A 24,201-nucleotide genomic window follows, 5' to 3' on the forward strand; every position below is an offset into this window, starting at 1 on the left:
TTCCCTTCAGCCCGGCTACTTGAGCCAGTCGAGGTAGCGGGTCTCGGCGATCCGGGCGCCGTCCTTCGTGGTGAGGACGTCGCCCTTGACGGCGGCGAACATGCCCGCGGTCTCGTCGACGGTCACCGGACGCGTGTCTCCCTTGGCGGACAAGGTGATCCCGCCCAGTTCGTCGAGCGGGTAGACGTCCGGGCCGCCCACGTCGAGGGTGCCGTTCAGCGGCTTTCCGGCCGACACCTCGGAAACGGTCGCGGCGACGTCCGCCGCGGCGATCGGCTGGATCGGCGTGCTGGGCAGGCGGACGGCGGTCTCGTCGGAGGTCCAGGACAGGACCGCGTCGACGAATTCCATGAACTGGGTGGCGCGGACGATCGAGTAGGGGATGCCGCTCTCCTTGAGAATGTCCTCCTGCAGCGTCTTCGCCCGGTAGTAGTCGAGCTCGGGCACCTGGTCGACGCCGACGATCGACAGGATCACGAAGTGGCCGGTGCCCGCCTTCTTCGCGGCTTCGACGAGGTTGTCCATCGACGTGCGGAAGAACGCAGGGGAGGCGTCGTCGAAGGTCGGCGAGTTCGTGAGGTTGACGACCACGTCGGCGCCGTCGAGCGCGCTGTCCAGCCCCTGCCCGGTGAGCAGGTCGACCCCGGTGGACGGCGAATGCGGCACCGCCTCGTGCCCCGCTTCGTTCAGGTTGCGCACGACCTGCGAACCGATCAGCCCGGTCCCGCCGATGACCGCGAATTTCATGACCCTGTGCCCTTCGTCGATGGTGCCGGTTAACCCGGACTCCTCATGTCCGAGATAATACTCGGACATATTGTGTCCGAGTCAAGAGGCGGGTTAGAGTCATCCGGGTGAAGATGTCCGGTGGGGTCGAGTGGGCCCTGCACTGCTGTGTCGTGTTGACCTCGGTCGACGAACCCGCGCCCGCCGCGCGCCTGGCGCAGCTGCACGACGTCTCGCCGAGTTACCTCGCGAAGCAGCTCCAGGCGCTTTCCCGGGCAGGCCTCATCCGGTCGGTGCAAGGGAAGGCCGGCGGCTACGTCCTCACCCGGCCGCCTTCGGAGATCACGGTGCTCGACGTCGTCGAGGCCATCGACGGGCCCGGCCCGGCCTTCCTCTGTACCGAGATCCGGCAGCGCGGCCCGATGGCGACGCCGCCCGAGGCGTGCACGGCGCCGTGCGCCATCAGCCGCGCGATGGCGAACGCCGAGGTCCAGTGGCGGGCGGCGTTGCGGGCCGTCACCATCGCGGATCTGGCCGACGACGTCAGGGGCGACTACGGTCCGGGCGCGCTAGCCGGGATCGGCGCGTGGTTCAAGGCCGCCGAGGGGTAGCGGGCATCAGTGCGGTCGCGACCATGGTCGCCACCGCCAGCACCGCCGCGAGCGAGAACGCCCGCACCGACGAGTGGCCGTGCAGGAAAACGGTGCCGAACACCGCGATGCCCAGCGTCGCGCCCACTTGCTGCACCGCGTTCAGCAGTCCCGCCGCCGATCCTGTCTCATGTGGACGGACGACGGACAGTGCCGCGGTGAAGAACGGCACCGTGAACAGTCCGAGGCCGAGTCCGCCGATCCCGAGCGCGAGCGGCAGCGGGCCCGCGATCGCCAGCAGGAGTCCCGCGAGGAGCAGTGTCAGACCGGCGAAGGCGACCCGTGATCCGTACCAGGGCACCAGCCATTTACCCGCCAACCAAGAAGAAATCGCCAGCCCGCCCGACCACGGCAGCAGCGTCAGCCCGGACGCGAGTACGCCGCGACCCTCGTCGAGTTGCTGGTGCAGGACCACCACGAGCATCACGCCGTTCATCACGGCGAAGAACAGGGTCGACGCCGCCAGCGCCGCGGGGAAACCGCGGTGGGCGAACAGGCTCGGCTCGACCAGGGGATGACGTCGGTTCCGCTGGTGGAATCCGAACAGCACCAGCACGGCGGCGCCGGTGGCGAAGAGACTCCAGCTCCACCTGTCGATCAGCGGGTACACCACGAGCCCGATGCCGAGCGAGGCGAGCACGGTACCCGGCACGTCCAGCCGGACGGGATGCTCCGCGCGGTCTTCCGGCAGCAGCCGCCCGGCCACGAGCACCACGATCGAGATCGGCACGTTGACCAGGAACGCCGCCCGCCACGAAACCAGATCCGTCAGCAGGGCACCGAGCAGCGGCCCGCTCACGGCCGACAGGCCGACCACCGGCCCGTTCCAGCCCAGCGCCGCCGCCAGCGCCGGACCGGAGAACAGGACCTTGATCAAGCCGAACGTCTGCGGGATCACCAGCGCCGCCGCGATGCCCTGCACCGCTCGCGCGCCGATCAGCACACCGGTGCCCGGCGCGAGCGCGCAGCACAGTGAGGCCAAGGCGAACACCGCGACGCCGGACAGGAACACGCGGCGGCGGCCCAGCAGGTCACCGAGTCGGCCGCCGGTGATGAGGAGCACCGCGAACGGGAGGGTATAGGCGGCGCCGAACCATGGGATGGCGGAGGCGGATCCGCCGAGGTCCGCGTGGATCGCCGGACCGGCGACCTGGGTGATCGTCGAGTCCAGCACGTTCATCGCCTCGGCCGCGAGCAGCGTGGCGAGCGGAACCGATCGGGTCTTCGTCAGTTGCATGATCGAGAGCCTGCGGTGAAGATGACTTTCGTTCCATGAAACCCGGACCGGATGGACGAAATCTTCCATGCTCGACGACATCGACCGTGCTTTGATCCATGCCCTGCAGATCGACGCCCGCGCGCCGTTCAGCCGGATCGGGGCGGTGCTCGGTGTCTCGACCCAGACCGTGGCCCGGCGCTACCAGCGGCTCCGCGCCGAATCCGGGTTGCGCGTGGTCGGCTTGCCCGATCCCGATCGGACGGGCCTGACGCAATGGCTCGTCCGGCTCAGCGCGCAGCCCGCCACCGCGCGGACGCTCGCCCGCTCGCTGGCGAGGCGGCCGGACACGTCCTGGGTCAAGCTCACCTCGGGCGGCACGGAGATCGTGACGATCGCGCATACGCCGAGACACGAGCAGAGCGCCATGCTGCTGCACGACATCCCGCGCACCGCGAGCGTCACCGCGGTGTCCGCGCATTTCATCCTGCACACCTACCTCGGCGGGCCGACGGCGTGGCGCGGGCGGGTCGCCGCGCTGACGGAGGAACAGCAGGAGGCGTTGCGGCCGCCGGAATCGGTCGCCGACGAGCCCCCGCTGACCGCGGCGGACCACGCGCTGATCGCCGCCCTCCGGCACGACGGCCGAGCGAGTATCGCAGATCTCGCCGCGGCGGCGGGGCTGGCCCCGGCGACCGCGACCCGCCGCCTGGCGGATCTGCGCGCACGGGGCGCGCTCTTCTTCGACGTCGAGATCAGCGCGGCCCTGTACGGCGTGACCACCCAGGCGTTCCTGTGGATGGCCGTCGCGCCGGCGGATCTCGACGAGGTGGCGACGACGCTGGCCACTCACGAGGAGCTCGCCGTCGTCGTCGCCACGACCGGGCCCACCAACCTGGCCGCGCAGGCGCTGTGCCCGGATCCCGCCGCGCTACACCACTACCTCACGCACCGGCTGGGCGCGCTGCGTGCGATCCACACGGTGCACACCGCGCCGGTGCTGGAGATCGTGAAGGCGGTCGGCCCGCTCACGGCTTGAACCGGTCGGCGTGCTCGGCGACCCACTGCGCGAAGGTGCGGGCAGGGCGGCCGGTCACCTTCTCGATCGTGTCGACCACGGTGCGCGCCTCGACCGGCGGATCGCCGTGCCAGCCGACGACGTATTCGGCGTCCGCGACCGAGACGCCTTCGGCCAGCAGCCGGTCGATCGCCTGCTGCCGGGTGATCCGCTCCAGCGCGATGTCGTGGCCGAGCGCGGAGGACAGGATCGCGATCCGTTCGCTCGTGGTCAGCGCTTCCGGGCCGGTGAGGTTGTAGACCTTGCCTGAGTGGCCGTCCTCCACGAGCGCGGTGGCCGCGACGGCGCCGATGTCGCCCTCGTGCACCACCGCGCTCGGGAGGTCGAACGGCTCACGGACCACCTTCCCGGTGCGGACGGAGTCGGTCCAGGTCAGGGCGTTGGACATGAACTCCTGTGGCTCGAGCCGCGTCCACTCCACCCCGGACTCGGCCATAGCCTGTTCCGTCGGCCCGACGTAGCCGCCCCAGACGATGGTCATGCGCCGCACCCCGGCGTCCACGGCGCGTTCGACCAGGTCGGCGCCGACGTCGGCGAGCCCCGCCGTCACGGTGATGTGCAGCCGGGTGACGCCCTCGAAGGCGTCGGTGAGCGTTTCCGGCGCGGTGTGCGTGCCTTCCACCAGTTCGACGCCCGCCGGAAGCTTTGCCGCGGAGGGGTTCCGGGTGAGCGCCCGCACGCGTTCCCCGCGGCGGACGAGTTCGGCCACCACGTGGCGGCCGGTGTTCCCGGTGGCTCCGGTTACCAAGACGGTCATGGATGATTCCCTTCGTTTTCCGTGACCGTAAAAGCTCAAGTAATGTGGAGGTCAAGCGGACCGATCAGGAATCGAGAAGCTTCGATGCCCACGGGATCCCTAGCGTCTTCGCCACAGGCAAAACGACTCCAGGAGGTTCTCGTGAGCAAGCGGATCCGGACGTTCCACCGGTGGACGTCGCTCGTCTTCGTCGCCACCGTCATCGTGTGCTTCGTGGTCGTGGCGCTGGGCGACCCGGCCCAGTGGGTGCTCTACACACCACTGCCGCCGCTCTTCCTGCTGATGTTCAGCGGTCTCTACCTGTTCGCGCTGCCGTATACCGCCAAGCGGCGGAACCGGGGACGCGTGGCCGGGTGACCCGTCGAGTCTTAGTTCATGGCAAAAATTAACACTCGGCATACCGGCCGGAAACTCTTGACGCGGCCGCCGGGGCCGGTGAGGATCGGCCGGTCCCCGCCTCCCGCAGAATGGACCAGACCATGGCAAGACGTGCCCGTGCGCGCCGAAGTCCGCTGATCGCCTTGATGAGTCTCGCGCTGCTCGGCGGGGCCCTGGTGGCCACTCCCGCCGCCGTCGCGGCGGAACAACCCGTGATCGGGAAGCCCGCGTTCGACCGGGACGGTTGCGCCCGGATCGAGAAGAGCCTGCCGACGCTCGCCGACTGGCCGAAGGTCGAGAGCCGGTTCAAGGGCAAGGGCGGTGACGAGCAGCGGATCGCCCGGATCCTCGAGGGGATGACCCTGGAGGAGAAGGTCGGGCAGATGACACAGCCCGAGATCGCGGCGATCACCCCCGACGAGGTCCGGCAGTACTCGATCGGCTCGGTCCTCAACGGCGGCGGTTCGTGGCCGAACAAGGACAAGCACGCCTCCCAGCAGGACTGGCTCAAGCTCGCGGACGCCTACTGGGAAGCCGCGAAGGGCAGCCGGACGAAGATCCCGGTCATCTGGGGCATCGACGCCGTGCACGGCAACAACAACGTGTACGGCGCCACCGTCTTCCCGCACAACATCGGGCTCGGCGCGGCGCAGGACCCGTGCCTGGTGCGCGACATCTCCGCGGCGACGGCCCGGCAGATCCGCGCCACCGGCCAGGACTGGGCCTTCGCGCCGACGCTGGCCGTCGTGAAGGACGACCGTTGGGGCCGCACCTACGAAGGGTTCTCCGAGGACCCGCGGATCACCAGGGCCTACGGCTACGAGGCGATCAACGGTCTCCAGGACGGCTCGACCAAACGCATCGGCTACAACGGCGTGATCGGCACCGCCAAGCACTTCATCGGTGACGGCGGCACCCTCAAGGGCCAGGACCAGGGCGTCAACCCGTCGTCCGAAGCCGAGATGATCAACGTCCACGGCCAGGGCTACTACGGCGCGCTCGCGGCGGGCTCCCAGACCGTGATGGTGTCGTTCAACAGCTGGACCAACGCCGAACTCGGCATCGACGAGGGCAAGCTGCACGGCAGCGACAAGGCGCTGAACCAGATCCTCAAGGGCAAGATGGGCTTCGACGGCCTCGTCGTGTCCGACTGGAACGGTATCGGCCAGGTTCCCGGCTGTACCAACGCTTCCTGTCCGCAGGCGATCAACGCCGGCATCGACATCGTGATGGTGCCGAACGACTGGAAGGCGTTCATCGCCAACACCGTCGCCCAGGTCACCGGTGGCCAGATCCCGCTTTCGCGCATCGACGACGCGGTGACCCGGATCCTGCGCGTCAAGCTGCGCTCGGGGCTGTACGAGTCGCAGAAGCCGTCGGACCGCTCCTACGCCAATTCCGACGAGGCGCTGAAGGAGACCTGGCTGGCGCGCGACGCCGTCCGCTCGTCGCAGACTTTGCTGAAGAACAACGGCAACGTGCTGCCGCTGAAGCCGAAGTCGAAGGTCCTCGTGGTCGGCAAGAGCGCGGACAGCATCCAGAACCAGACCGGTGGCTGGACGCTGAGCTGGCAGGGGACCGGCAACACCAACGCAGACTTCCCGAACGCCACGTCGATCCTCGGCGGGCTCAAGCAGCAGCTCGGCGACGTCAACGTCACCTTCGACGAGAAGGGCGACACGGACCCGAAGGGCTACGACGCGGTCATCGCCGTCATCGGCGAGACCCCGTACGCGGAAGGCGTCGGCGACCTGACCCGGAAGACGCTGGAGGCTTCGAAGCTCTACCCCGAGGATCTGGCCGTGCTGGACAAGGTTCGCGGGAAGGGCGCTCCCGTCGTCACCGTCTACGTCGGCGGCCGCCCGCTGTACATGAACAAGGAGATCAACCGCTCCGACGCGTTCGTCGCGGCCTGGCTGCCCGGCACCGAAGGCGGGGGCGTCGCCGACGTCCTGCTCAAGGGCGGCTTCAAAGGCAAGTTGCCGTATTCGTGGCCGAAGAGCGCGTGCCAGACGCCGCTGAACGCGGGCTCGGCCGGCTACGACCCGCTGTTCAAACTCGGCTACGGCCTCAAAACCGGCCAGCGCGTCACCGTCGGTCAGCTGGACGAGACGGCCGGTCCGGTGACCTGTGGCTCGACCGGTGGCGGCGGCACGGCGACCGAGGATCTCGAGGTGTTCAACCGCACCGATGTCGCGCCGTACAAGGGATTCATCGGCTCGGCGGAGAACTGGGGCGGTACGGAGATCGGCCCCGACGGCACCGCTTCGCACGCTGAGATCGGCGTCGTCCAGTCCGATGTGAACGTCCAGCAGGACGGGCTCAAGGCGACCTGGACCGGCACCGGGCCGGCGCAGCTCTACTTCCAGAACCCGGCCGGTACCAACGATCTGCGGGGTTACCTGAACGCCGACGCGGCGCTGGAATTCGACACCGTGGTGCACGAGGCGCCTGCCAACCGGACGGTGATCAGCATGCACTGCGTCTACCCGTGCTTCTCGGAGGTGAACGCGACCAAGCTGTTCACCGACCTGGCGGGCGCGCCGAAGTCGACGGTGAAGATCCCGGTTTCCTGTTTCGCTAACGGGCTGGATCTGGAGAACGTCAACACGCCGTTCCTGGTGTACACCGACGGCAAGTTCTCCGCTTCGTTCGCGAACGTGCGATGGGTGCCCAAGGGAGCGCAGGACCCTGACGCGAGGCCTTGCTCGAGTCTGAACTGATCTCGTCGCGAGGGGTCCCAGCGCGGCGTGATGCGAAAGCCACTTTCGCAACGTCGGTGGAGGCGCGGGGTGAGCGGCCGGCCCGGCTGCGGTTGATCGTGGCTCAGGTGGTGAAGGACCCCTTCCCGCGGCTCAGCCGAGAAACTCGACCTTTACACCTTGCGAAGTACATGAAGGCCCCCTTCCTTGCGCCAGGCGCAAGGAAGGGGGCCTTCATGTACTTCAAGCGAGCAGAGGGCGCCGGTACCGAGTGGGTCACTGTGGCGCGGCCGCGACGAGGCCGCTGATCAGCAGATCCAGCGCGCGTGTGAAGTCCCGCTCGGGGTCGGGTGCTCCCAGCGCGGGCAGCGCGCGGCTGAAGTTCGGCAAAGCCGCCGGGTCGATCCGCCGCAGGTAAGGGTCTTGCCCGGCATCGTCACGGCGTGTCGTGGTGAAACCGGCGGTCGTCAACAAAAGTGAGCCGAAGACGAGGCTGTTCAGCGCGCCCAGCGTCTGACGGATCCCGTCGTCCTCGAAACCGGCTTCGTAGAGCGCGCCGACGAGATCCTCGACCGGCCGCAGTGCTCGCAACGAGTTCGGATTGGCCTCGTCGGTGGCCAGTGCCATCGGCACCACCGGATGCCGGGCGAGCGCGCGATAGAGGTTGAGTACGGTGCTCCGCACCCGTTCCGGCCACGGCGCTTCCGGATCGGCCGCTTCGATTCCGCTGTAGACGCGTTCCGCGATGCCGTCGAGGATGTCCGTCTTGTTCTTGACGTGGTTGTACAGCGCCATCGCTTCGACGCCGAGCGTCTTAGCGAGCTTGCGCATCGACAGCCCCTTGAGGCCTTCCGCGGCGGCCAAGGCGAGCGCCGCGTCCAGGACCTTCTCCCGGTTCAACGGTTCTCTCCGCGTCATCCCGCGCCCTTCGCTTGACAGGTTTACGGTGTATCTATCATATTTACAGCGTAAATGTACACTGTAAATACGGGGGTGTCGTGAACGACGTGATCATCGTGGGCGGGGGTCCGGTCGGCCTGCTGCTGGCGGGTGAACTCAGGTTGGCCGGAGCCGATCCGCTCGTTCTGGAGGCGTCCGACGGAGCGGTCCGCCGGAGCCGGAGCTTCGGGTTGCGCGGGATCAACGGCCGCACTTCGCAGTCCTTGCGGCTGCGCGGCCTGACGGAGGAGTTCTCGAGGGCGCAGAAGGAGGTATCCGGCGTTTCGCGGCTGCTGAAGGGGAATCGCGCCAGGGGGCACTTCGCGGGCCTGCCTCTTGTCGAGGACGAGGTCCCGTCGGGGGCGGCCGGCGGGTTCGTACTCAAGCAGCATGTGCTGGAACGGATCCTCGCCGCATGGGCGATCGGTCTCGGTGTCCGTGTCCGGACGGGCTGCGAAGTCGTCGACCTCGTCCAGGAGGATTCGGCGGTCCGCGCCGTGCTCGCCGACGGACGGTCCGAGCGGGCCGCCTATCTGGTGGGCTGCGACGGAGGACGCAGTGTCGTGCGGAAACGGGCCGGGATCGCGTTCCCCGGTACGGACGCGACGATGACCGGGCGGGTGGCCCTGGCGGAACTCGCCGATCCCGATGCGGTGCGGTCGACCATGCACGGACCCGGCGGGATGGTGCAAACGTCACTGGTCCCGGGCGAGATCTCCACCATGGAGTTCGACGGGGGACCGGGTGACCGGGACGCGCCGCTGACGGCCGAGGAGATGCAGGCCAGCATCAGCCGTGTCGCCGGCGTCGATGTCGAGGTCGTCCGTTTCGAAGGTGGAATCCGCTTCGGCGACAACACGCGGCTGGCCGCGACCTATCGGCAGGGGCGCGTCCTTCTGGCGGGCGACGCCGCCCACGTGCATTCGCCGATCGGCGGGCAGGGGCTGAACCTGGGGCTCCAGGACGCGATGAACCTCGGCTGGAAACTGGGCCTGGTCGTCCGAGGGCTGGCGCCGGAGTCCTTATTGGACACTTACACCGCGGAGCGGCGTCCGGTGGGGGAGCGCGTACTGCGTAACACCCGGGCTCAGGTCGCGTTGCTGCGCCCAGGCCCGCAGGTCGCCGCGCTCCGTGAGGTGCTGGCGGAGGCACTGGAGATTCCGGCGGCCAAGCGGCACTTCATCGCGATGGGCAACGGCGCCGACATCGACTACGCGCCGGACGCCACGCATCCGCTGGTCGGCCGATTCGCTCCGCTGCCGCTGGTGTCCGAGGACGGTCGCGCGCTCCTGGTGGCGCGCGGCGACGAGGTTCGTGCCGCCGTGAAGGGCCGGGTGCGGCTGGTCGAGGCGGACTCTGACCAGGCCTTCTTGATGCGGCCGGACGGCTACGTCGCTTGGGCCGCGCCGGACGGCGAGACGGCTGGACTGGCCGAAGCGCTCGCCTTCGTTGCGGGACGCGTGTATAAAGTGAAACGACCGTTCAAAATGTAACGCGCGTTCAAGTTGTGGGGGATGCCGTGCCAGGCCACTATCGAGAGCTGTTCGCCGCGAAAGGCTCTCTCGCCTTCTCCGCCGCCGGACTGGTCGCGAGGATCCCCGTCCCGATGATGGGCATCGGGATCATCACGATGCTGGCGCAGACGCGGGGCGACTACGGGCTCGCCGGTCTGGTCTCGGCGGCGTTCACGCTGTCGATGGCGCTGCTCGGGCCGCAGGTATCGAGGCTGGTGGATCGCCGGGGACAGAGCCGGATCCTGTTGCCTGTAACGGGGATCAGCGTGATGGCGCTCGGCGCGCTCCTGCTCTGCGCACGCTTCGGGGCGCCGGTCTGGACGCTGTACGTGTCCGCGATCGTCGGCGGGTTCATGCCCAGTATGGCGGCGATGGTCCGGGCGCGGTGGTCACAGCTGTACCGCGGCTCGCCCCGGCTGCACACCGCCTTCGCGCTGGAATCGGTGGTCGACGAACTGACCTTCGTCATCGGGCCCGCGCTGTCGGTGGCGCTGTGCACCACCGTCTTCCCCGAAGCCGGGCCGCTGGTCGCCGTGGTGTTCCTCGCTGTCGGAGTGCTGCTGTTCGTCGCGCAGCGCGAGACGGAACCGCCCGTGCTGCCACCGAGCGGATCGGCCGGGAGTTCGGCGATCCGGCTGGGCGCGGTGCGGGTGCTGGTGCTGACGCTGGTGGCGGGCGGCGTCATCGTCGGCACGGTCGACGTCGTCAGCGTGGCGTTCGCCCGGCACGTCGGGTCGCCGTCGGCCGCGGGCGTCGTCGTTTCGGTCTACGCGGTGGGCTCCGCGATCTCGGGCCTGGTCTTCGGGACGCTCAAACCGGCCATGACACCGCCTCGACTGCTCCTCGTCGGCACCGCGGGCACGGCCGCGAGCGTGCTGCCGTTGCTGGTCGTGGACGGCGTCGTGAGTCTGTGCGCGGTGGTGTTCGTCGCCGGATTGTTCTTCTCTCCCACGATGATCGTCGTCATGGGGATGATCGAGAAGGTGGTCCCGGCGGAGAAGCTGACCGAGGGGATGACGTGGGCGATCACCGGACTCAGCATCGGTGTCGCGCTCGGCGCCGCGGTGTCGGGTGAGGTCGTCGACCGCCTCGGGCCGGACGGCGGGTTCGCCGTGGCGGTCGTCGCCGGTGGCTTGATCATCCTGATCGCCCTGCTCTCGTATCCTCTGCTGAGCCGGAAGACCGCGATCACAGAGGAGGCGGCACGGTGAACGAGCCGACCACCGACGGCCGTCTCGCCAAAGGCGAGCAACGCAAACGGGAACTGATCGAGGCCACGTTGCGCGTCGTCGCGAGGGACGGGGTGTCGGGGGTGAGTCACCGCACCGTCGCGCGCGAGGCGGGTTTGCCCGCGACAGCGGCCGCGTACCACTTCCGGGGGATCGAAGACCTGCTGACCGCCGCGCTCACCCAGTGCATGGACGAGGACTCCGAACGGATGCGGCTCCTCGCCGCCGAGGCCGACGGGGGCGAGGACGCACTGCGGAGGTTCGCCGCTTTGATGGCCGAAGTCGTCGCCAAGCCGGGGCATCTGCTGGCGGAGTACGAGTTGTACCTCTTGGCGGCGAGGGAGCCGAAGCTCCGCGAGTCGACTGATCGCTGGATGGCGGCCCTGGCGGACTTCGCCCGCCGCCACACCGCCGATCCGGTGCGGGTCGAGATGCTGGTCGCGCTGGTGGACGGGGTACTGCTGCAGGGATTGCTGCGCGACGAGCCGCCGACGGCGGAACGGTTCGAGGCCATCCTGCGGACCGCCTTGCCCTCATGATCCGATCGTCCGTGAAGGCCTCCTTCACTACTCTCAGGGTAGGGAAGGAGGCCTTCACGGACTTCTGGGCGCCTCAGGTGGTCGCGGGTGGTGACCAGGTCAGCCGCGGATCCGTCTGCACGAAACTGCCCAGCAGGTGATCGATCCGCGTCAGCGCGTCGAGGTCCAGCACGACGCCTGCCGCCTTCGCGTTCTCGGACACCTGGGCGGCGGTGCTCGCGCCGGTCACCACGGAAGCGACGGTGTTGTGCTGCAACGTCCACGCGAGCGCCAGCTGAGCCATGGTCAGCCCGGCCTCGTCGGCGACGCCGCGCAGCATGCCGACGCGTTCGAGGAGGTCCGGCAGGAGCAACGGCCGCGCCTCGACCGACTTCGCGGCCCGGGAGCCCGGCGGGATCTCGCCCGGCCGGTACTTGCCGGTCAGCACGCCCTGCGCGAGAGGGACCGACGCGAACTGCCCGATTCCGGAGCGTTCGCACACCGGCATCACCTGCGCTTCGGCGACCCGCCACAGCATCGAGTAGTGCGGCTGGTTCGCGATGAGCGGGACACCGTGCCGCTCGGCGATCGGCCGCGCCTCCAGCAGCTGGTCCGCCGTCCATTCCGCGGTGCCCGCGTAGAGGATCTTCCCCTGCCGCACCAGATCCGACAGCGCGAGGAACGTCTCTTCCAGCGGCGTGCGGTAGTCGAACCGCAGCAGCTGGTAGACGTCGATGTAGTCGGTGCGCAGCCGCCGGAGCGAGCCGTGCAGCGACGTGACCAGGTGTTTGCGGCTGAGGCCCGCGTCGTTGACGCCCGGGCCTTCCGGCCAGAAGACGCCGGTGCACAGGACGAGATCGTCGCGGCGGGCATGGCTCAGTGCCGCGGCGAGGTTCTCCTCGGCGGCGCCGCCGTCCCAGGCCGCGGCGGTGTGGAAGGTCGTGACGCCCGCGTCGAGCGCGGCCTGCACGCATTCCGCGCCGTCGTGGTGGGTGAGCCAGTTGCCGTAGGAGATCTCGCTGACGGACAGTCCGCTCGCGCCGAGCCTGCGGTACTCCATGGTCACCTCTTCCGCGCGCCGGTTTCGAGGATGGTGCGGTCGATCCATTCGTCGAGGCCTGCCGCCTTGCGGGCGTAGGTCTCCCGTACCGATTCGTGCGGCAGGATCAGGAACTCCTCCGACGCCAGCCCGTGCACGACCGACTCCGCGACGTCCTCCGGTTCCAGCAGGGGCGCGGCGGCGGCGATCGCGAGCGCGGCGGGGTGTCCGGCCGCGATCCCGGGTTCCAGCAGCGCGGTCCGCACGCCGAGCGGGCACAGCGCGCTGACCCGTACCCCGCGCGGACGGTAGGTGATGGCCAGCCATTCGGCGAGCCCGACGGCCGCGTGCTTGGTCACCGAATACGGTGCGTCGCCCGGGGTGCCCAGCAGGCCCGCGCCCGACGCCGTGATCAGCAGGTATCCGTGGCCGCGGCTCAACATCGCGGGGAGCGCGACCTGTGCGGCGTGCACGTGCTGCATGACGTTGATCGCCCACGAGCGGGTCCACTGTTCGTCCGCGGCGTGCACGCCGGTCCCGAACGCGGCGCCGGCGTTGGAGCAGAAGAGGTCCACCGCGCCGAACGCCGAGCGGGCGTCGGTCACCAGCATCTTCAAGTCCTCTTTGGACGACGCGTCGGCGTGGCGCGCGATCGCGGCGCCGCCCGCGGCGGTGATGCCGGCGACGACCTCCTTCGCGGCGTCCAGATCCAGATCGGAGACCACCACCCCGGCGGCGCCCTCGGCGGCGAACCGCCTGGCCATGGCGGCGCCGATACCGTGTGCCGCGCCGGTCAGCACGACGACTCGTCCTGTTACTTCCACATGCGCTCCATGGTTATCGATTCTGCTTTCGGTAACAATTCTTCTGTTTTGTGACGCCGGTGAGCAATGCGTTGTCGAAATATGCGATGCACGTGATAAAAGTGCAGGTCAGCGGCCTGTTCTGTCGGTGTCGACATATTTGTTTCCGGCGCCGGACTTTAGCACGCGTTCCCTTGTTTTCCGAGTTTTCGCACGAGACTATTGCGCTCTCTGCGGCAAGTAGGTTATTTCTTGGGAATCCCGCTGAAAGATCGCCGAACCCGGCGAGGTTCGACCAGCCCAGCCGAACAGGAGGTCCGCCGGTGAGTCATGCGACGGCGCGCACGCGGGTACTCGGCGTCAATCCGCTCGGACGTCCCGATCCGGGGCTGGCGGCCGCCGTCGCCAGGGGCGGCGGTCTCGGGATCGTGGACATCGGGTCCACTGTGTCCATATCGGACTACGGCTTTCCGTTCGGCGTCCGGATCCCCGCGGGACGGCACGTGCGGGACGAAGAGGTGCGGGAAAGCGGCGCGGGGCTCGTGCTGCTGGCCGAGGGGGCGGTCTGGCGGGGCAGGGCCGGCCTCCCCGTGCTGGCCGAGGTGACCGGCGTCGAGCAGGCCGTCCGGATGCTCGACGCCGGCGCCTCCGGTCTGGTGGCGAGGGGAGCCGAAGCGGGCGGCTCGGACCTCACCACGTTCGTCCTGCTGCAGCGGTTGCTGGCGCGGTTCGGCGACGGTGTCCCGGTGTGGGCGTACGGGGGCATCGGGCCGAGGACGGCGGTGGCCGCGATCGCGGGCGGCGCCGCGGGCGTGGTGCTCGACGGGCTCGGCCTGTTCCCGGAGGCCGACGTGCCCGCAGCGGAGCGGACCGAACTGGCCAGGGCCGACGACGGGCTCACCGCGCTGTTCGCGAATCGCTTCGAGGACGCCGAAAGCGCTGTCCGCTCGGTCGTGCGGTTGCTCGCGGTGCCGACGGCGATCCCCGCGAACCAGGGTGAACGGTTGTGCCGCACGTTGGGAACCCGCCTGCCGGTCGTGCAGGGCCCGATGACGCGAGTGAGCGACCAGCCCGGTTTCGCCGCCGCCGTGGCCGCGAACGACGGCTTCCCGTTCGTCGCGGTCGCCACCGCGAACGGCCCCAAGACCACCGAACTGCTCGGCCGCACCGCCGAAGCCCTCGGCAACCGACCCTGGGGAGCGGGCATCCTCGGCTTCGTCCCGGAGGCCCTGCGCGGCGAACAGCTCGCGGCGATCCGCGCGGCCCGCCCGCGGTGCGTGCTGATCGCGGGCGGGAAACCCGCGCAGGCCAAGACGTTGGAGGCCGACGGCATCGCGACCTTCCTCCACGTGCCGTCGCCGATCCTCCTCCGGCAGTTCCTCGACGCCGGGATCCGCCGGTTCGTCTTCGAGGGCGCCGAATGCGGTGGGCATATCGGCCCGCGGTCGAGCTTCGTGCTGTGGGAACAGCAGCTGGACGTCCTGCGCGAACACGGCGCCGATGACGTCGAGGTCCTATTCGCGGGCGGGATCCACGACGCCCGGTCCGCCGCGATGGTGTCGGCGATGGCGGAGCCGCTCTCGGGCATCGGTGTCCTGATGGGCACCGCGTACCTGTTCACCGAGGAGGCCGTGACCCACGGCGCCATCACCGGGACCTTCCAGGACCGGGTGCTCGACGCCGGATCCACGGTCACCCTGGAGACCGCGCCCGGACATCTGACCCGCTGCCTGCCCAGCCCGTACACCGACGAGTTCGCCGCGTTGAAGGCCGGGCTCCGCGCGGACGGCGTCCCACCGCAGGAGGCCTGGCAGCGGCTCGAAGAGCTGAACACCGGACGGCTGCGGATCGCGAGCAAGGGCATCCGGCGGGAAGGCGACGCGCTCGTCGAGGTCGACACCCTCGGCCAGCTCGCCGAGGGGATGTACATGGCGGGCCAGGTGACGGTTCTGCGCGAGCGGCGTACCGACATCGCCGCCCTGCACCGGGAAGTCACCGAAGGCGCGGCGGAACTTCTCGCCGCCCGCGCTCCCGCCGAGGAGTCCATTGTGGACGGTGACATCGCGATCGTCGGGATGGCCTGTGTGTTCCCGGGAGCGCCCGACCTCCCGGCCTTCTGGTCCAACGTCCTGCACGGTGCGGACGCTGTCACCGAGGTGCCGGATCAGCGCTGGGACACCGACGTCTACGCGGACCAGTCGACGTCGAAATGGGGCGGTTTCCTGCCTCCGGTGGACTTCGATCCGCTCGCCTACGGCATCCCGCCCAAATCGATGGGCAGCATCGACCCGGCCCAGCTCGTGTCCCTGCAAACCGCGCGCCGCGCCCTCGAAGACGCCGGTTACGGCGAAGGTGGCTTCGACCGCGAGCGCACCAGCGTCATCTTCGGCGCGGAAGCCGGGGGAGACCTGGCGAACGCAGGAGTCCTGCGCGCGCTGCTCCCCAGCTACCTCGAGGACGTCCCGGAGGAACTTCTCGCCCAGCTTCCGGAACTGACCGAGGACTCGTTCCCCGGCACGCTCGCCAACGTCATCTCCGGCCGGATCGCCAACCGGCTCGACCTCGGCGGCGCCAACTACACCGTGGACGCCGCGTGTGGCTCCTCGCTGGCCGCGCTGGACCTCGCGGTGAAGGAACTGCGGGCGGGGACGAGTTCGATGGTCCTGTGCGGCGCGGTCGATCTGCACAACGGCGTCAACGACTACCTCATGTTCACCTCGGCGGGTGCCCTGTCGCCGACCGGCCGGTGCCGTCCGTTCGACGCGGCGGCGGACGGGATCGCGCTCGGCGAGGGCGTCGCGTGTCTCGTGCTCAAGCGGCGGTCCGACGCCGAACGCGACGGTGACCGCGTCTACGCCGTGGTCAAGGGCGTCGGCGCCGCCAGCGACGGCAAGGCGCTCGGCCTCACCGCGCCGCGTCCCGAGGGGCAGCGACGAGCCCTCGCCCGCGCGTACAGCGACGCCGGCGTGTCCCCGGCGGACGTCTCGCTGGTCGAGGCGCACGGGACGGGCACGGTCGTCGGCGACGCCACCGAACTGACCACGCTCACCGAGTTCTTCCTCGCCGCGGGTGCCGAACCGGGCACGTGCGCGCTGGGCTCGGTGAAAAGCCAGATCGGGCACACGAAATGCGCCGCGGGGCTGGCGGGCCTGATGAAGGCGGCGCTGGCACTGTGGCACGAGGTCGTGCCGCCCACACTCCACCTGAGCAGGCCGAACCCCGCCTGGGATGCCGAGAGCAGTCCCTTCACCTTCTCCACCGGCGCCCGGCCGATGCCGGTTCCGCGCGGACGCGAGTTCGCCGGAGTGAGCGCGTTCGGGTTCGGTGGGACCAACTTCCACGCGGTGCTCGCCGCCCCGGGAGTCCCGCCGGGGCGGCGGCACGGCCCGCGCGACTGGGACGCCGAGCTGGTCCTGCTCCGCGGCACCGACGTCGACGCCGCCCGTGCCACTCTGCGGGCTCTGCTGGCGGCCAACGAAGGCCGTCCGCTGCGGGAGATCGCCGCCCTCATCGCGGAACAGGGCGGATCGAAGCCGGTGCGGCTCGCGGTCATCGCGAGTGATGTCGCGGAATTGCGCGAGGCCGCCGAGAACGGTGGAGGTCTCGTCGCGGAGGCCACCGAACACGGTGCGGTCGCGTTCCTGTTCCCCGGCCAAGGCAGCCAGCGGACGGGAATGCTGGCGGACCTGTTCGTGCACTTCCCCGAGCTGGCCGACGTGCTCAGACTCGCTCCCGACGTCGCCGCGACGACGTTCCCGCCGCGCGCGTTCACCGAAGACGTCCGGGCCGCACAGGACGAAGCGCTCAAGGACACGCGGGTCGCCCAGCCCGCGCTCGGGCTCGTCGAGTCGGCCGTCTGCCGGTTGCTCGCCGACCTCGGCGTCCGGCCGGATCTGCTGGCGGGGCACAGCTACGGCGAACTGACCGCGCTGTCGGTCGCGGGCGCGTTCGACACGCCGACCTTGGTGGCGCTCAGCCGGGCCAGGGCCCGCTCGATCGCCGAAGTCGCGGGCACGGACCCCGGCGCGATGGCCGCGGTGAAAGCGTCCAGCGAAGAACTGGCCGCCGCCCTCGATCATCCGGAAGTCGTTCTGGCCAATCACAACGCGCCGGGGCAGACCGTCCTTTCCGGACCGACGGCCGCCATCGAAGAGGCGGTCCGCGAACTGCGGGCACAGGGAATCGGCGCGAAGCGGATCCCGGTCGCCTGCGCCTTCCACAGTCCGCTGGTCGCCGGGGCGAGCGACGTGTTCGCCGTCGACCTCGACAACGCCGAGATCGGCGAGCCGGGGCCGCCGGTGTGGTCGAACCGCACCGCCCGCCCGTACGAAGCCGGGGCGGTCCGTTCCGAGCTCGCGGCGCAGATCGGCTCGCCGGTGCGCTTCGTCGAACTGATCGAGGACATGTACGCGGCGGGCGCGCGCACGTTCGTGGAGGCGGGCCCCGGACAGGTGCTTTCCCGGCTGGCCAAGGACATCCTCGGCGACCGGCCGCATACCGTGATCGCGTGCGACCCCGGCGGGCCGGGGCTGCGCGGATTCCTCACCGCGCTCGCGCGCCTGGCCCTCACCGGTGTCGAGGTGCGCACCGAACGGCTTTTCCGCGGCCGTGTCCGTGTCGGCCCGCTTCCCGCGCCCGCCTGGACCGTGGACGGCCAGACCGTCCGCGCGCCCGGCGGCGAGGTCCCCGCCCATGGGCTCGTGCCCGCCCGACGCATCCCGAGGACGACCATGAACCAGCCCGCGCCCGGACGTGACCAGGCCGTCGTCGAATTCCTCCGCACCAGCCGCGAACTGCTGGCGGCGCAACGGGACGTGATGCTGGGGTACCTCGGCACCACGCCGCTCGCCCCGGCCTCGGTGCAGGTCCCCGCCGTGCCCGCGTTGCTGCCGCCGGTCGAAGCACCGGTCGTCGTGCCCGAGCCGGAACCGGTCGCGGAGGCCGCGGTCACGGACGTCCTGGCCACCGTGATCGGCGCGATCAGCGAACGCACCGGCTATCCGGCCGAGATGATCGACGCCGATCTCGATCTGGAAGCGGATCTTTCCATCGACTCGATCAAACGCACCGAGATCGCGGGCTCGCTGCTCGCGAAGCTCGGCCTCACCGGCCGGGTGCACGACGACGCCCAGGATCAGCTCAGCCGCGACCGGACGGCGAGCGCGCTGGCCGCACGGCTGCGGAAGTGGCTCGAACCGGCGGCGCCGGTCGCCGCGACCCCGGTTCCCGCCGAGACACCGGCCGGAACCGCGCCCGGGCGATACCTGCTCGACCGCGTTTCCGCGCCGCTCGGCACGCCCGACCTCACCGAGGTGAACGGAAAATCGGTCGCGGTGAGCTTCGAGCCCGGCCAGGAGGAACTGGCCGAATCGGTCCGCGCGGTGTTCGCCGACGCGGGTGCGCGGCCGGGGGAGCGGGACGAGGCCGACGTCGTCGTCGTGTTGAATCCGTTGTCGGACGCCGAGGAACCCGTCGCGGCGCAGGTGTTCGGCCTGCTCAAGAGCGCCAAGGGTGCGGTGCTCGTGGTGGCGAGGCCGGGTACCGGACACACCGCCGGACTGCGCGGTCTCGTCCGGGCGGCGGCGCGGGAGCGGAGCGAGCCGACCAGGCTGGTCGAGCTGGAGTCCACAGTGGACCTCGCGCGGATAGTACTGGAAGAGGTGATCGCCGACGGGCCGGTGGCCGTTCGGTACGACACCGCGGGACGCGCGGCGTTCGAACCTTCCGCGGGCTCGCTCGGTTCGATCGCGTACGCGGGCGCCGGTCCCGGCGGGGGAGAGGTCAAGGCGCTCGGCCTCGACGCGGATTCGGTGCTGTTGCTGATCGGCGGCGCCCGCGGGATCACCGCGCGGGCGGCGGTCGCGCTGGCGGCGAGCGGATGCCGGATCGAACTGGCGGGCCGTACCCCGTGGCCGGCGGAACCCGGCGACGAGGACCTTCCCGGTGACGCGCCGGGGATGCGCTCGGCACTGGCCGCGCGCGGGGGTTCGCTGGCGGACATCGAACGGCGGGTGCGCACCGTGCTGGCCCAGCGTGAGATCGCGCGGACGCTCGACCAGATCCGCGCGGCGGGCGGTATCGCCGCCTACCGGTCGCTCGACGTGCGCGACGCCGCGGCCGTCCGGCAGGTGGTCAAGGATCTGCACACGCGTTACGGCCGGATCGACGGTGTCGTCCACGCGGCCGGGGTGATCGACGACAAACTGATGGCCGACAAGGACGAGCAGTCGTTCCGCACGGTCTATGGGACCAAAGTGGACGGTGCGCGGGCGTTGCTCGACGCACTGGAGCATTTCGGTGTGCGGCCTGCGTTCGTGACCTTTTTCGGCAGTATCGCCGCGGTGCTGGGAAACCGGGGGCAGACCGACTACGCGGCGGCGAACGACGCCCTCGAAACCCTCGGCGAGCAGTGGGCGGAACGCACCGGCTGCCGGGCGCTGACCGTCCACTGGGGACCGTGGGCGCCCTCGGACGACCACGCGGGCATGGTCTCGCCCGAGCTGGCGCGCGAGTACGAGCGCCGCGAGGTGGCGCTGATCGACCCGGACGAAGGCACCGCCGCGCTCCTGCGCGAGCTGGCCTACGGCCCGGCCGACGTCCGCTCGGTGCTGTACACGGCGTCGCTGTGGTGAACCAGGAGCCGGTCGCGATCGTCGGGATGGGCGTGTTCCTTCCCGGCGCGTCCACTGTGGACGAATATTGGCGGAACATCGAGTCGGGCACCGACGCGATCACCGAGATCCCGCCGCACCGCTGGGATCCGAGTTTCCACGACGGAGACGGCCGAACCCCGGATCGCACCTACGGCAGGCGCGGCGGGTTCGTCGCCGACAGCCTGGACTTCGACGCGACGGCGCTCGGCATCGCCCCCAGCAGCGTCGCCGGGATGGAGCCGGACCAGCTCGTCGCACTGGCCGTGGCGGCTTCCGCGGTCGACGACGCCGGTGGCCTGCGACGGCTCGGGGACCTCGAACGCGTGGGCGTGATCCTGGGCAGGGGCGGCTACCTCTCACCCGGGCTCCAGCGGTTCGACCAGCGGGTCCGGTCGGTCCGCCAGATCACCGGCGCCGTCCGGGAGTTGCTGCCGTCGGCGCGGCCGGAGATGCTCGACCGGCTCCGCGACGCGCTGCTGGAACCGCTCGGCGAGTTCCGGCCGGACACCGCGATCGGGCTGGTGCCGAACCTCGCCGCGTCGCGGGTCGCCAACCGCCTGGACCTCGGCGGCCCCGCGTACACGGTGGACGCCGCCTGCGCGTCCTCGCTGCTCGCCGTGGACCAGGCGATCGGCGAACTCGCCCGGCGCCGCTGCGACGTCGTGCTGGCCGGCGGCGTGCACCACTGCCACGACGACACCCTCTGGTCGATGTTCACCCAGCTCGGCGCCCTCTCGCCGAGCCAGCGGATCAGCCCGTTCTCGCGGGACGCGGACGGCCTGCTGATCGGCGAAGGCACCGCGATCGTCGTGCTGAAGCGGTTTTACGACGCACGCCGCGACGGCGACCGGGTCTACGCGGTGTTGCGCGGTTCGGGGACGTCGAGCGACGGGAAGGGCGCGAGCCTGCTCAGCCCGGCCGTCGCCGGTCAGACGCTGGCACTGCGCCGTGCCTGGGCGTCGGCGGGTCTCGATCCCACCGCGCCCGGCGCGCTCGGCCTGCTGGAGGCACACGGAACCGCGACACCTGCCGGGGACGCGGCCGAACTGGCCACCCTCGCCGAGGTGTTCGGCCCACCGGACGGTCCCCGCGCCGCGATCGGCGCGGTGAAGGCGATGATCGGCCACACGATGCCGACCGCCGGGGCCGCCGGGCTGGTCAAGGCGGCGCTCGCCCTGCACCACGCGATCCTGCCGCCGACCCTGAACTGCGCCGATCCGAGCCCTCTCCTGGACAAGACACGATTCCGTACCTTGACCAACGCCGAGCGCTGGAGTTCGGGCGATGTCCCGCGCCGGGCGGCGGTCAACGCCTTCGGTTTCGGCGGCGTCAACGCGCACGTGGTGCTGGAGGAGGCGGACCCGGCGCCCGCGCGGCCGCGCCGGGCCAAGGTGACCGCGGAACCCGAGCGCGTCCTGCTGCTCGCGGCGCCGACCCCCGGGGACCTGCGCGTCCTGCTCGACCGCCCGGAGCCGGAATCCGGTGGGCACGGTCCGTGCCGGATCGGGATCGTCCGGCCCGACGAAAAGCGGCTCGAAGTCGCGCGGAGGGTACTCGTCAAGGTTGCGGCCGAAGGCGGGTCCTGGCACGGCCCCAACGACATCTGGTGCACGACCGCGCCCCTGCTGGACCAGGCCGGGGCGAAGACCGCGTTCGTCTACCCGGGACTGGAGGCGGACGCGGAACCACGCTGTGCCGACGTCGCCAGGCATTTCGGCCTGGACCGGCCGGAGTGGTCGACGACGAGTGTGCTTTCGCGCGCTTCGAGCGTGTCCCAGGTCGGGTTGCTTCTCGACGCCGCGCTGAGGCGGCTCGCCATCAAGCCGGATCTGCTCGCCGGGCACAGCGTCGGCGAATGGACCGCGATGCAGGCGGCGGGCATGTACCCAGGACAGTCCACAGAGGACATGTTGGATCGGTACTGGCCGCAGGGGTTCACGCTGCCCGACGCGGAATTCCTCGTCCTCGGCTGCTCCTCGGAGCGGGCCGAGGCGCTGCTCGCGGCCGAACCGGAGCTGATGATCTCGCACGAGAACGCGCCTCGGCAGACGATCGTCTGCGGTGACCCGGCCGCCGCGGCCCGGCTCGCCAAGCTGTGCACGCAGCACGGCATCGTCGCCAGGACACTGCCGTTCCGGTCCGGGTTCCACACCCCGCTGATGCGGTCCCGGCTGGGCCCGTTCACGCGGCTCGCGGCGGAACTGGACCTGAAGCCGCCGCGGATCCCGGTCTGGTCGGCTACCACCGCGCGGCCGTATCCCGCGGATCCGGTGGAGGTCCGTGAGCTGTACCTGGCGCATCTGGTGCGCAAGGTCCGGTTCCGGGAACTCGTCGACGCGCTCTACGCCGACGGCGCGCGGGTCTTCGTGCAGGCGGGTGCCGGTCAGCTCGGTTCGTTCGTGTCGGACACGCTGGGCTCGCGGCCGCATCTGGTCATCCCGGCGTCGTCCGGTACGAGGCCCGGCCTCGCGCAGTTGCGCAGGGTCGCCACCGCGGTCTGGGTGGAGGGCGGGCGGCCCGCGTTTGAGGCGCTGGAGCCGCGCCGCACCCGGATCGACACCGCGGGTTCACTGCTTTCGGTCGAGGGTGACGTCAAAGGCATGTTCGACGGCACGGTTCCCGAGCTGGTCCACGGCGTGCCGGACGCGATCGTCGCGGAGTTCACCGCGTTGCTCGCCGAGACCAGGGAGGCCGCCGCCAGTGTCGCCAACGCCGCGGCACGGCGTACGTTCGAGTCCACTGTGGACGTGTCGCTGGCGACGATGCCGTACCTGGTGGACCACCGGTTCTTCCGTCAGCGCGAGGACTGGCCCGACGAAGCCGACTTCCGTCCCACCGTCCCGGCGACGACGCTGGTCGACCTGGCCTGCCGGGAAGCGGAACGGGCCTGGCCGGGTACGGTCGCGACCGGCGTGAGCAACGCGGCGTTCTCCCGGTGGCTGATCGCCGCCCCGGCCGCCCGCGTGCCGCTTTCGATGACCCGCGAGGGTGACCGGATCAGTGTCCAAATAGGACCGCACGCCAGTATGGACGTCCATCTGGCGCAGCGGTATCCGACGACTCCCCGGCCGTCCCCGCCGCCGGGGCCGGAAACCGCGCCGCCGCTGAGCGCCGCCGAGATCTACACCCGCCGCGAGATGTTCCACGGCCCCGCGTACCAAGGGCTCGACAAGCTCATCGGGCTCGGTGAACGGCATATCCGCGGCGACCTCGTCGTGCCGACGGCGCCCGGCGCGCTGCTGGACAACGTCGGCCAGCTGCTGGGCTGCTGGCTGATGGCCACCAAGGCGGACGCGCTGCTGGCGTTCCCGACGTCGATGGGCCGGATCACCTGGTACGCGCCGGAACCGGCGCCGGGCACCCGGTTGCGCTGCGTGGTGCGGGTCCGGCTGCCCCGGCCGGACGTGCTGGAGATGGACGCGGAACTCGTGCTGGACGGCGCCGTGCTGGCCAGGATCGAGCAGTGGCGGGACATCCGGTTCCCGTGCGACCGGCCCGCCCACCGGGTCTACGCCTTCCCGGACCGGAACCGGCTTTCCGAAGACCACCACGGCGGCTGGACGCTGGTCACCGACCGGTGGCCGAGCCCGGCCGCGCGGGACATCTACGCCGGCATCTACCTCGGCACGGCGGAACGGGCCGAGTTCGCTGCCTGCGCGCCCAGGCGGCAGCGGGGCTGGCTGCTGGAACGGATCGCGATCAAGGACGCGGTCCGCGCGAAACTCGGCCTGGACGGCGTGTACCCGGCGGAACTCCGCGTGAGCGCCGACGGGACCAGCGTGACCGGGCTCCACGGCCGGACGGTGCCGCCGCTGGAGGTGGCCGTCGCGACGACGGGAGAGGTCGCGGTCGCCCTCGTCCGCGAACCGGGCGCGATGCCACCCAGGATCGCGATCCGGGCGGAAGGCGAGCTGGCCGGGCTCGCCGAGAAGATCGGTATCGGGGCGGAATTCGCCGGAATCCCGGGGCACGTGGTGGCCTGGAACCGCGGGTAAGAGC

At 70.4% G+C, this 24,201-nt stretch carries 15 protein-coding genes; 9 read left to right on the forward strand and 6 right to left on the reverse strand.

What is annotated here, in order from left to right; translation table 11 throughout:
- Positions 1 to 15: 15 nt before the first annotated feature.
- Positions 16 to 747, reverse strand: coding sequence for an SDR family oxidoreductase (locus tag DMH01_RS35445; protein ID WP_125682674.1), 732 nt, complete (start codon positions 745 to 747; stop codon positions 16 to 18).
- Between the two features lie 107 nt (positions 748 to 854).
- Between DMH01_RS35445 and DMH01_RS35450 the strand changes: the two genes are divergently transcribed.
- Entirely contained in the window at positions 855 to 1,337 is a 483-nt protein-coding gene (locus DMH01_RS35450) for an Rrf2 family transcriptional regulator (protein ID WP_370323588.1), read from the forward strand.
- Here DMH01_RS35450 and DMH01_RS35455 read toward each other — a convergent pair.
- A complete protein-coding gene (locus DMH01_RS35455) occupies positions 1,318 to 2,613 on the reverse strand; it encodes an MFS transporter (RefSeq protein WP_125682676.1) in 1,296 nt (431 codons plus the stop codon). The genes DMH01_RS35450 and DMH01_RS35455 overlap by 20 nt on opposite strands.
- Before the next feature lie 67 nt (positions 2,614 to 2,680).
- Between DMH01_RS35455 and DMH01_RS35460 the strand changes: the two genes are divergently transcribed.
- Complete coding sequence (locus tag DMH01_RS35460) at positions 2,681 to 3,631, forward strand: Lrp/AsnC family transcriptional regulator (protein ID WP_125682678.1); 951 nt, start codon at positions 2,681 to 2,683, stop codon at positions 3,629 to 3,631.
- Here the strand turns inward: DMH01_RS35460 and DMH01_RS35465 are convergent.
- A complete protein-coding gene (locus DMH01_RS35465; protein ID WP_125682681.1) occupies positions 3,621 to 4,427 on the reverse strand; it encodes an NmrA family NAD(P)-binding protein in 807 nt (268 codons plus the stop codon). The genes DMH01_RS35460 and DMH01_RS35465 overlap by 11 nt on opposite strands.
- Before the next feature lie 141 nt (positions 4,428 to 4,568).
- Here DMH01_RS35465 and DMH01_RS35470 point away from each other — a divergent pair, with 141 nt between their 5' ends.
- Together DMH01_RS35470 and DMH01_RS35475 are read left to right on the forward strand one after the other, a co-directional pair.
- Positions 4,569 to 4,784, forward strand: a complete 216-nt coding sequence (locus DMH01_RS35470) for a hypothetical protein (RefSeq protein WP_125682683.1) — start codon at positions 4,569 to 4,571, stop codon at positions 4,782 to 4,784.
- Between the two features lie 167 nt (positions 4,785 to 4,951).
- Entirely contained in the window at positions 4,952 to 7,528 is a 2,577-nt protein-coding gene (locus tag DMH01_RS35475) for an exo 1,3/1,4-beta-D-glucan glucohydrolase (protein WP_125683321.1), read from the forward strand.
- Positions 7,529 to 7,783: 255 nt separating this feature from the next.
- On the opposite strand, the gene DMH01_RS35480 is transcribed toward DMH01_RS35475, so the two are convergent.
- Positions 7,784 to 8,425: a TetR/AcrR family transcriptional regulator C-terminal domain-containing protein gene (locus tag DMH01_RS35480; protein ID WP_125682685.1), complete on the reverse strand. Its 642-nt coding sequence runs from the start codon at positions 8,423 to 8,425 to the stop codon at positions 7,784 to 7,786.
- A gap of 80 nt (positions 8,426 to 8,505) precedes the next feature.
- On the opposite strand from DMH01_RS35480, the gene DMH01_RS35485 reads away from it, so the two are divergent.
- Genes DMH01_RS35485 through DMH01_RS35495 form a run of 3 tightly spaced genes read left to right on the forward strand, consistent with a single transcriptional unit; the run spans position 8,506 to position 11,728 of the window.
- On the forward strand, positions 8,506 to 9,939 hold the full coding sequence (locus DMH01_RS35485; protein WP_125682687.1) for an FAD-dependent monooxygenase: 1,434 nt from the start codon (positions 8,506 to 8,508) through the stop codon (positions 9,937 to 9,939).
- Positions 9,940 to 9,965: 26 nt separating this feature from the next.
- A complete protein-coding gene (locus DMH01_RS35490; protein ID WP_125682689.1) occupies positions 9,966 to 11,171 on the forward strand; it encodes an MFS transporter in 1,206 nt (401 codons plus the stop codon).
- Positions 11,168 to 11,728, forward strand: coding sequence for a TetR/AcrR family transcriptional regulator (locus DMH01_RS35495; protein ID WP_125682691.1), 561 nt, complete (start codon positions 11,168 to 11,170; stop codon positions 11,726 to 11,728). The genes DMH01_RS35490 and DMH01_RS35495 overlap by 4 nt, the downstream gene beginning before the upstream one ends.
- A 73-nt stretch (positions 11,729 to 11,801) precedes the next feature.
- On the opposite strand, the gene DMH01_RS35500 is transcribed toward DMH01_RS35495, so the two are convergent.
- A complete protein-coding gene (locus DMH01_RS35500) occupies positions 11,802 to 12,767 on the reverse strand; it encodes an aldo/keto reductase (protein WP_125682693.1) in 966 nt (321 codons plus the stop codon).
- A gap of 2 nt (positions 12,768 to 12,769) precedes the next feature.
- Positions 12,770 to 13,570: an SDR family oxidoreductase gene (locus DMH01_RS35505; RefSeq protein WP_125682695.1), complete on the reverse strand. Its 801-nt coding sequence runs from the start codon at positions 13,568 to 13,570 to the stop codon at positions 12,770 to 12,772.
- Positions 13,571 to 13,872: 302 nt separating this feature from the next.
- On the opposite strand from DMH01_RS35505, the gene DMH01_RS35510 reads away from it, so the two are divergent.
- Together DMH01_RS35510 and DMH01_RS35515 are read left to right on the forward strand one after the other, a co-directional pair.
- Positions 13,873 to 20,181, forward strand: a complete 6,309-nt coding sequence (locus DMH01_RS35510; protein WP_125682697.1) for a type I polyketide synthase — start codon at positions 13,873 to 13,875, stop codon at positions 20,179 to 20,181.
- Positions 20,175 to 24,197: a beta-ketoacyl synthase N-terminal-like domain-containing protein gene (locus tag DMH01_RS35515; RefSeq protein ID WP_125682699.1), complete on the forward strand. Its 4,023-nt coding sequence runs from the start codon at positions 20,175 to 20,177 to the stop codon at positions 24,195 to 24,197. The genes DMH01_RS35510 and DMH01_RS35515 overlap by 7 nt, the downstream gene beginning before the upstream one ends.
- The last annotated feature ends 4 nt before the right edge of the window (positions 24,198 to 24,201 follow it).

Origin of the sequence: Amycolatopsis sp. WAC 04182 (assembly GCF_003947465.1) — a bacterium.
Classification (GTDB): domain Bacteria; phylum Actinomycetota; class Actinomycetes; order Mycobacteriales; family Pseudonocardiaceae; genus Amycolatopsis.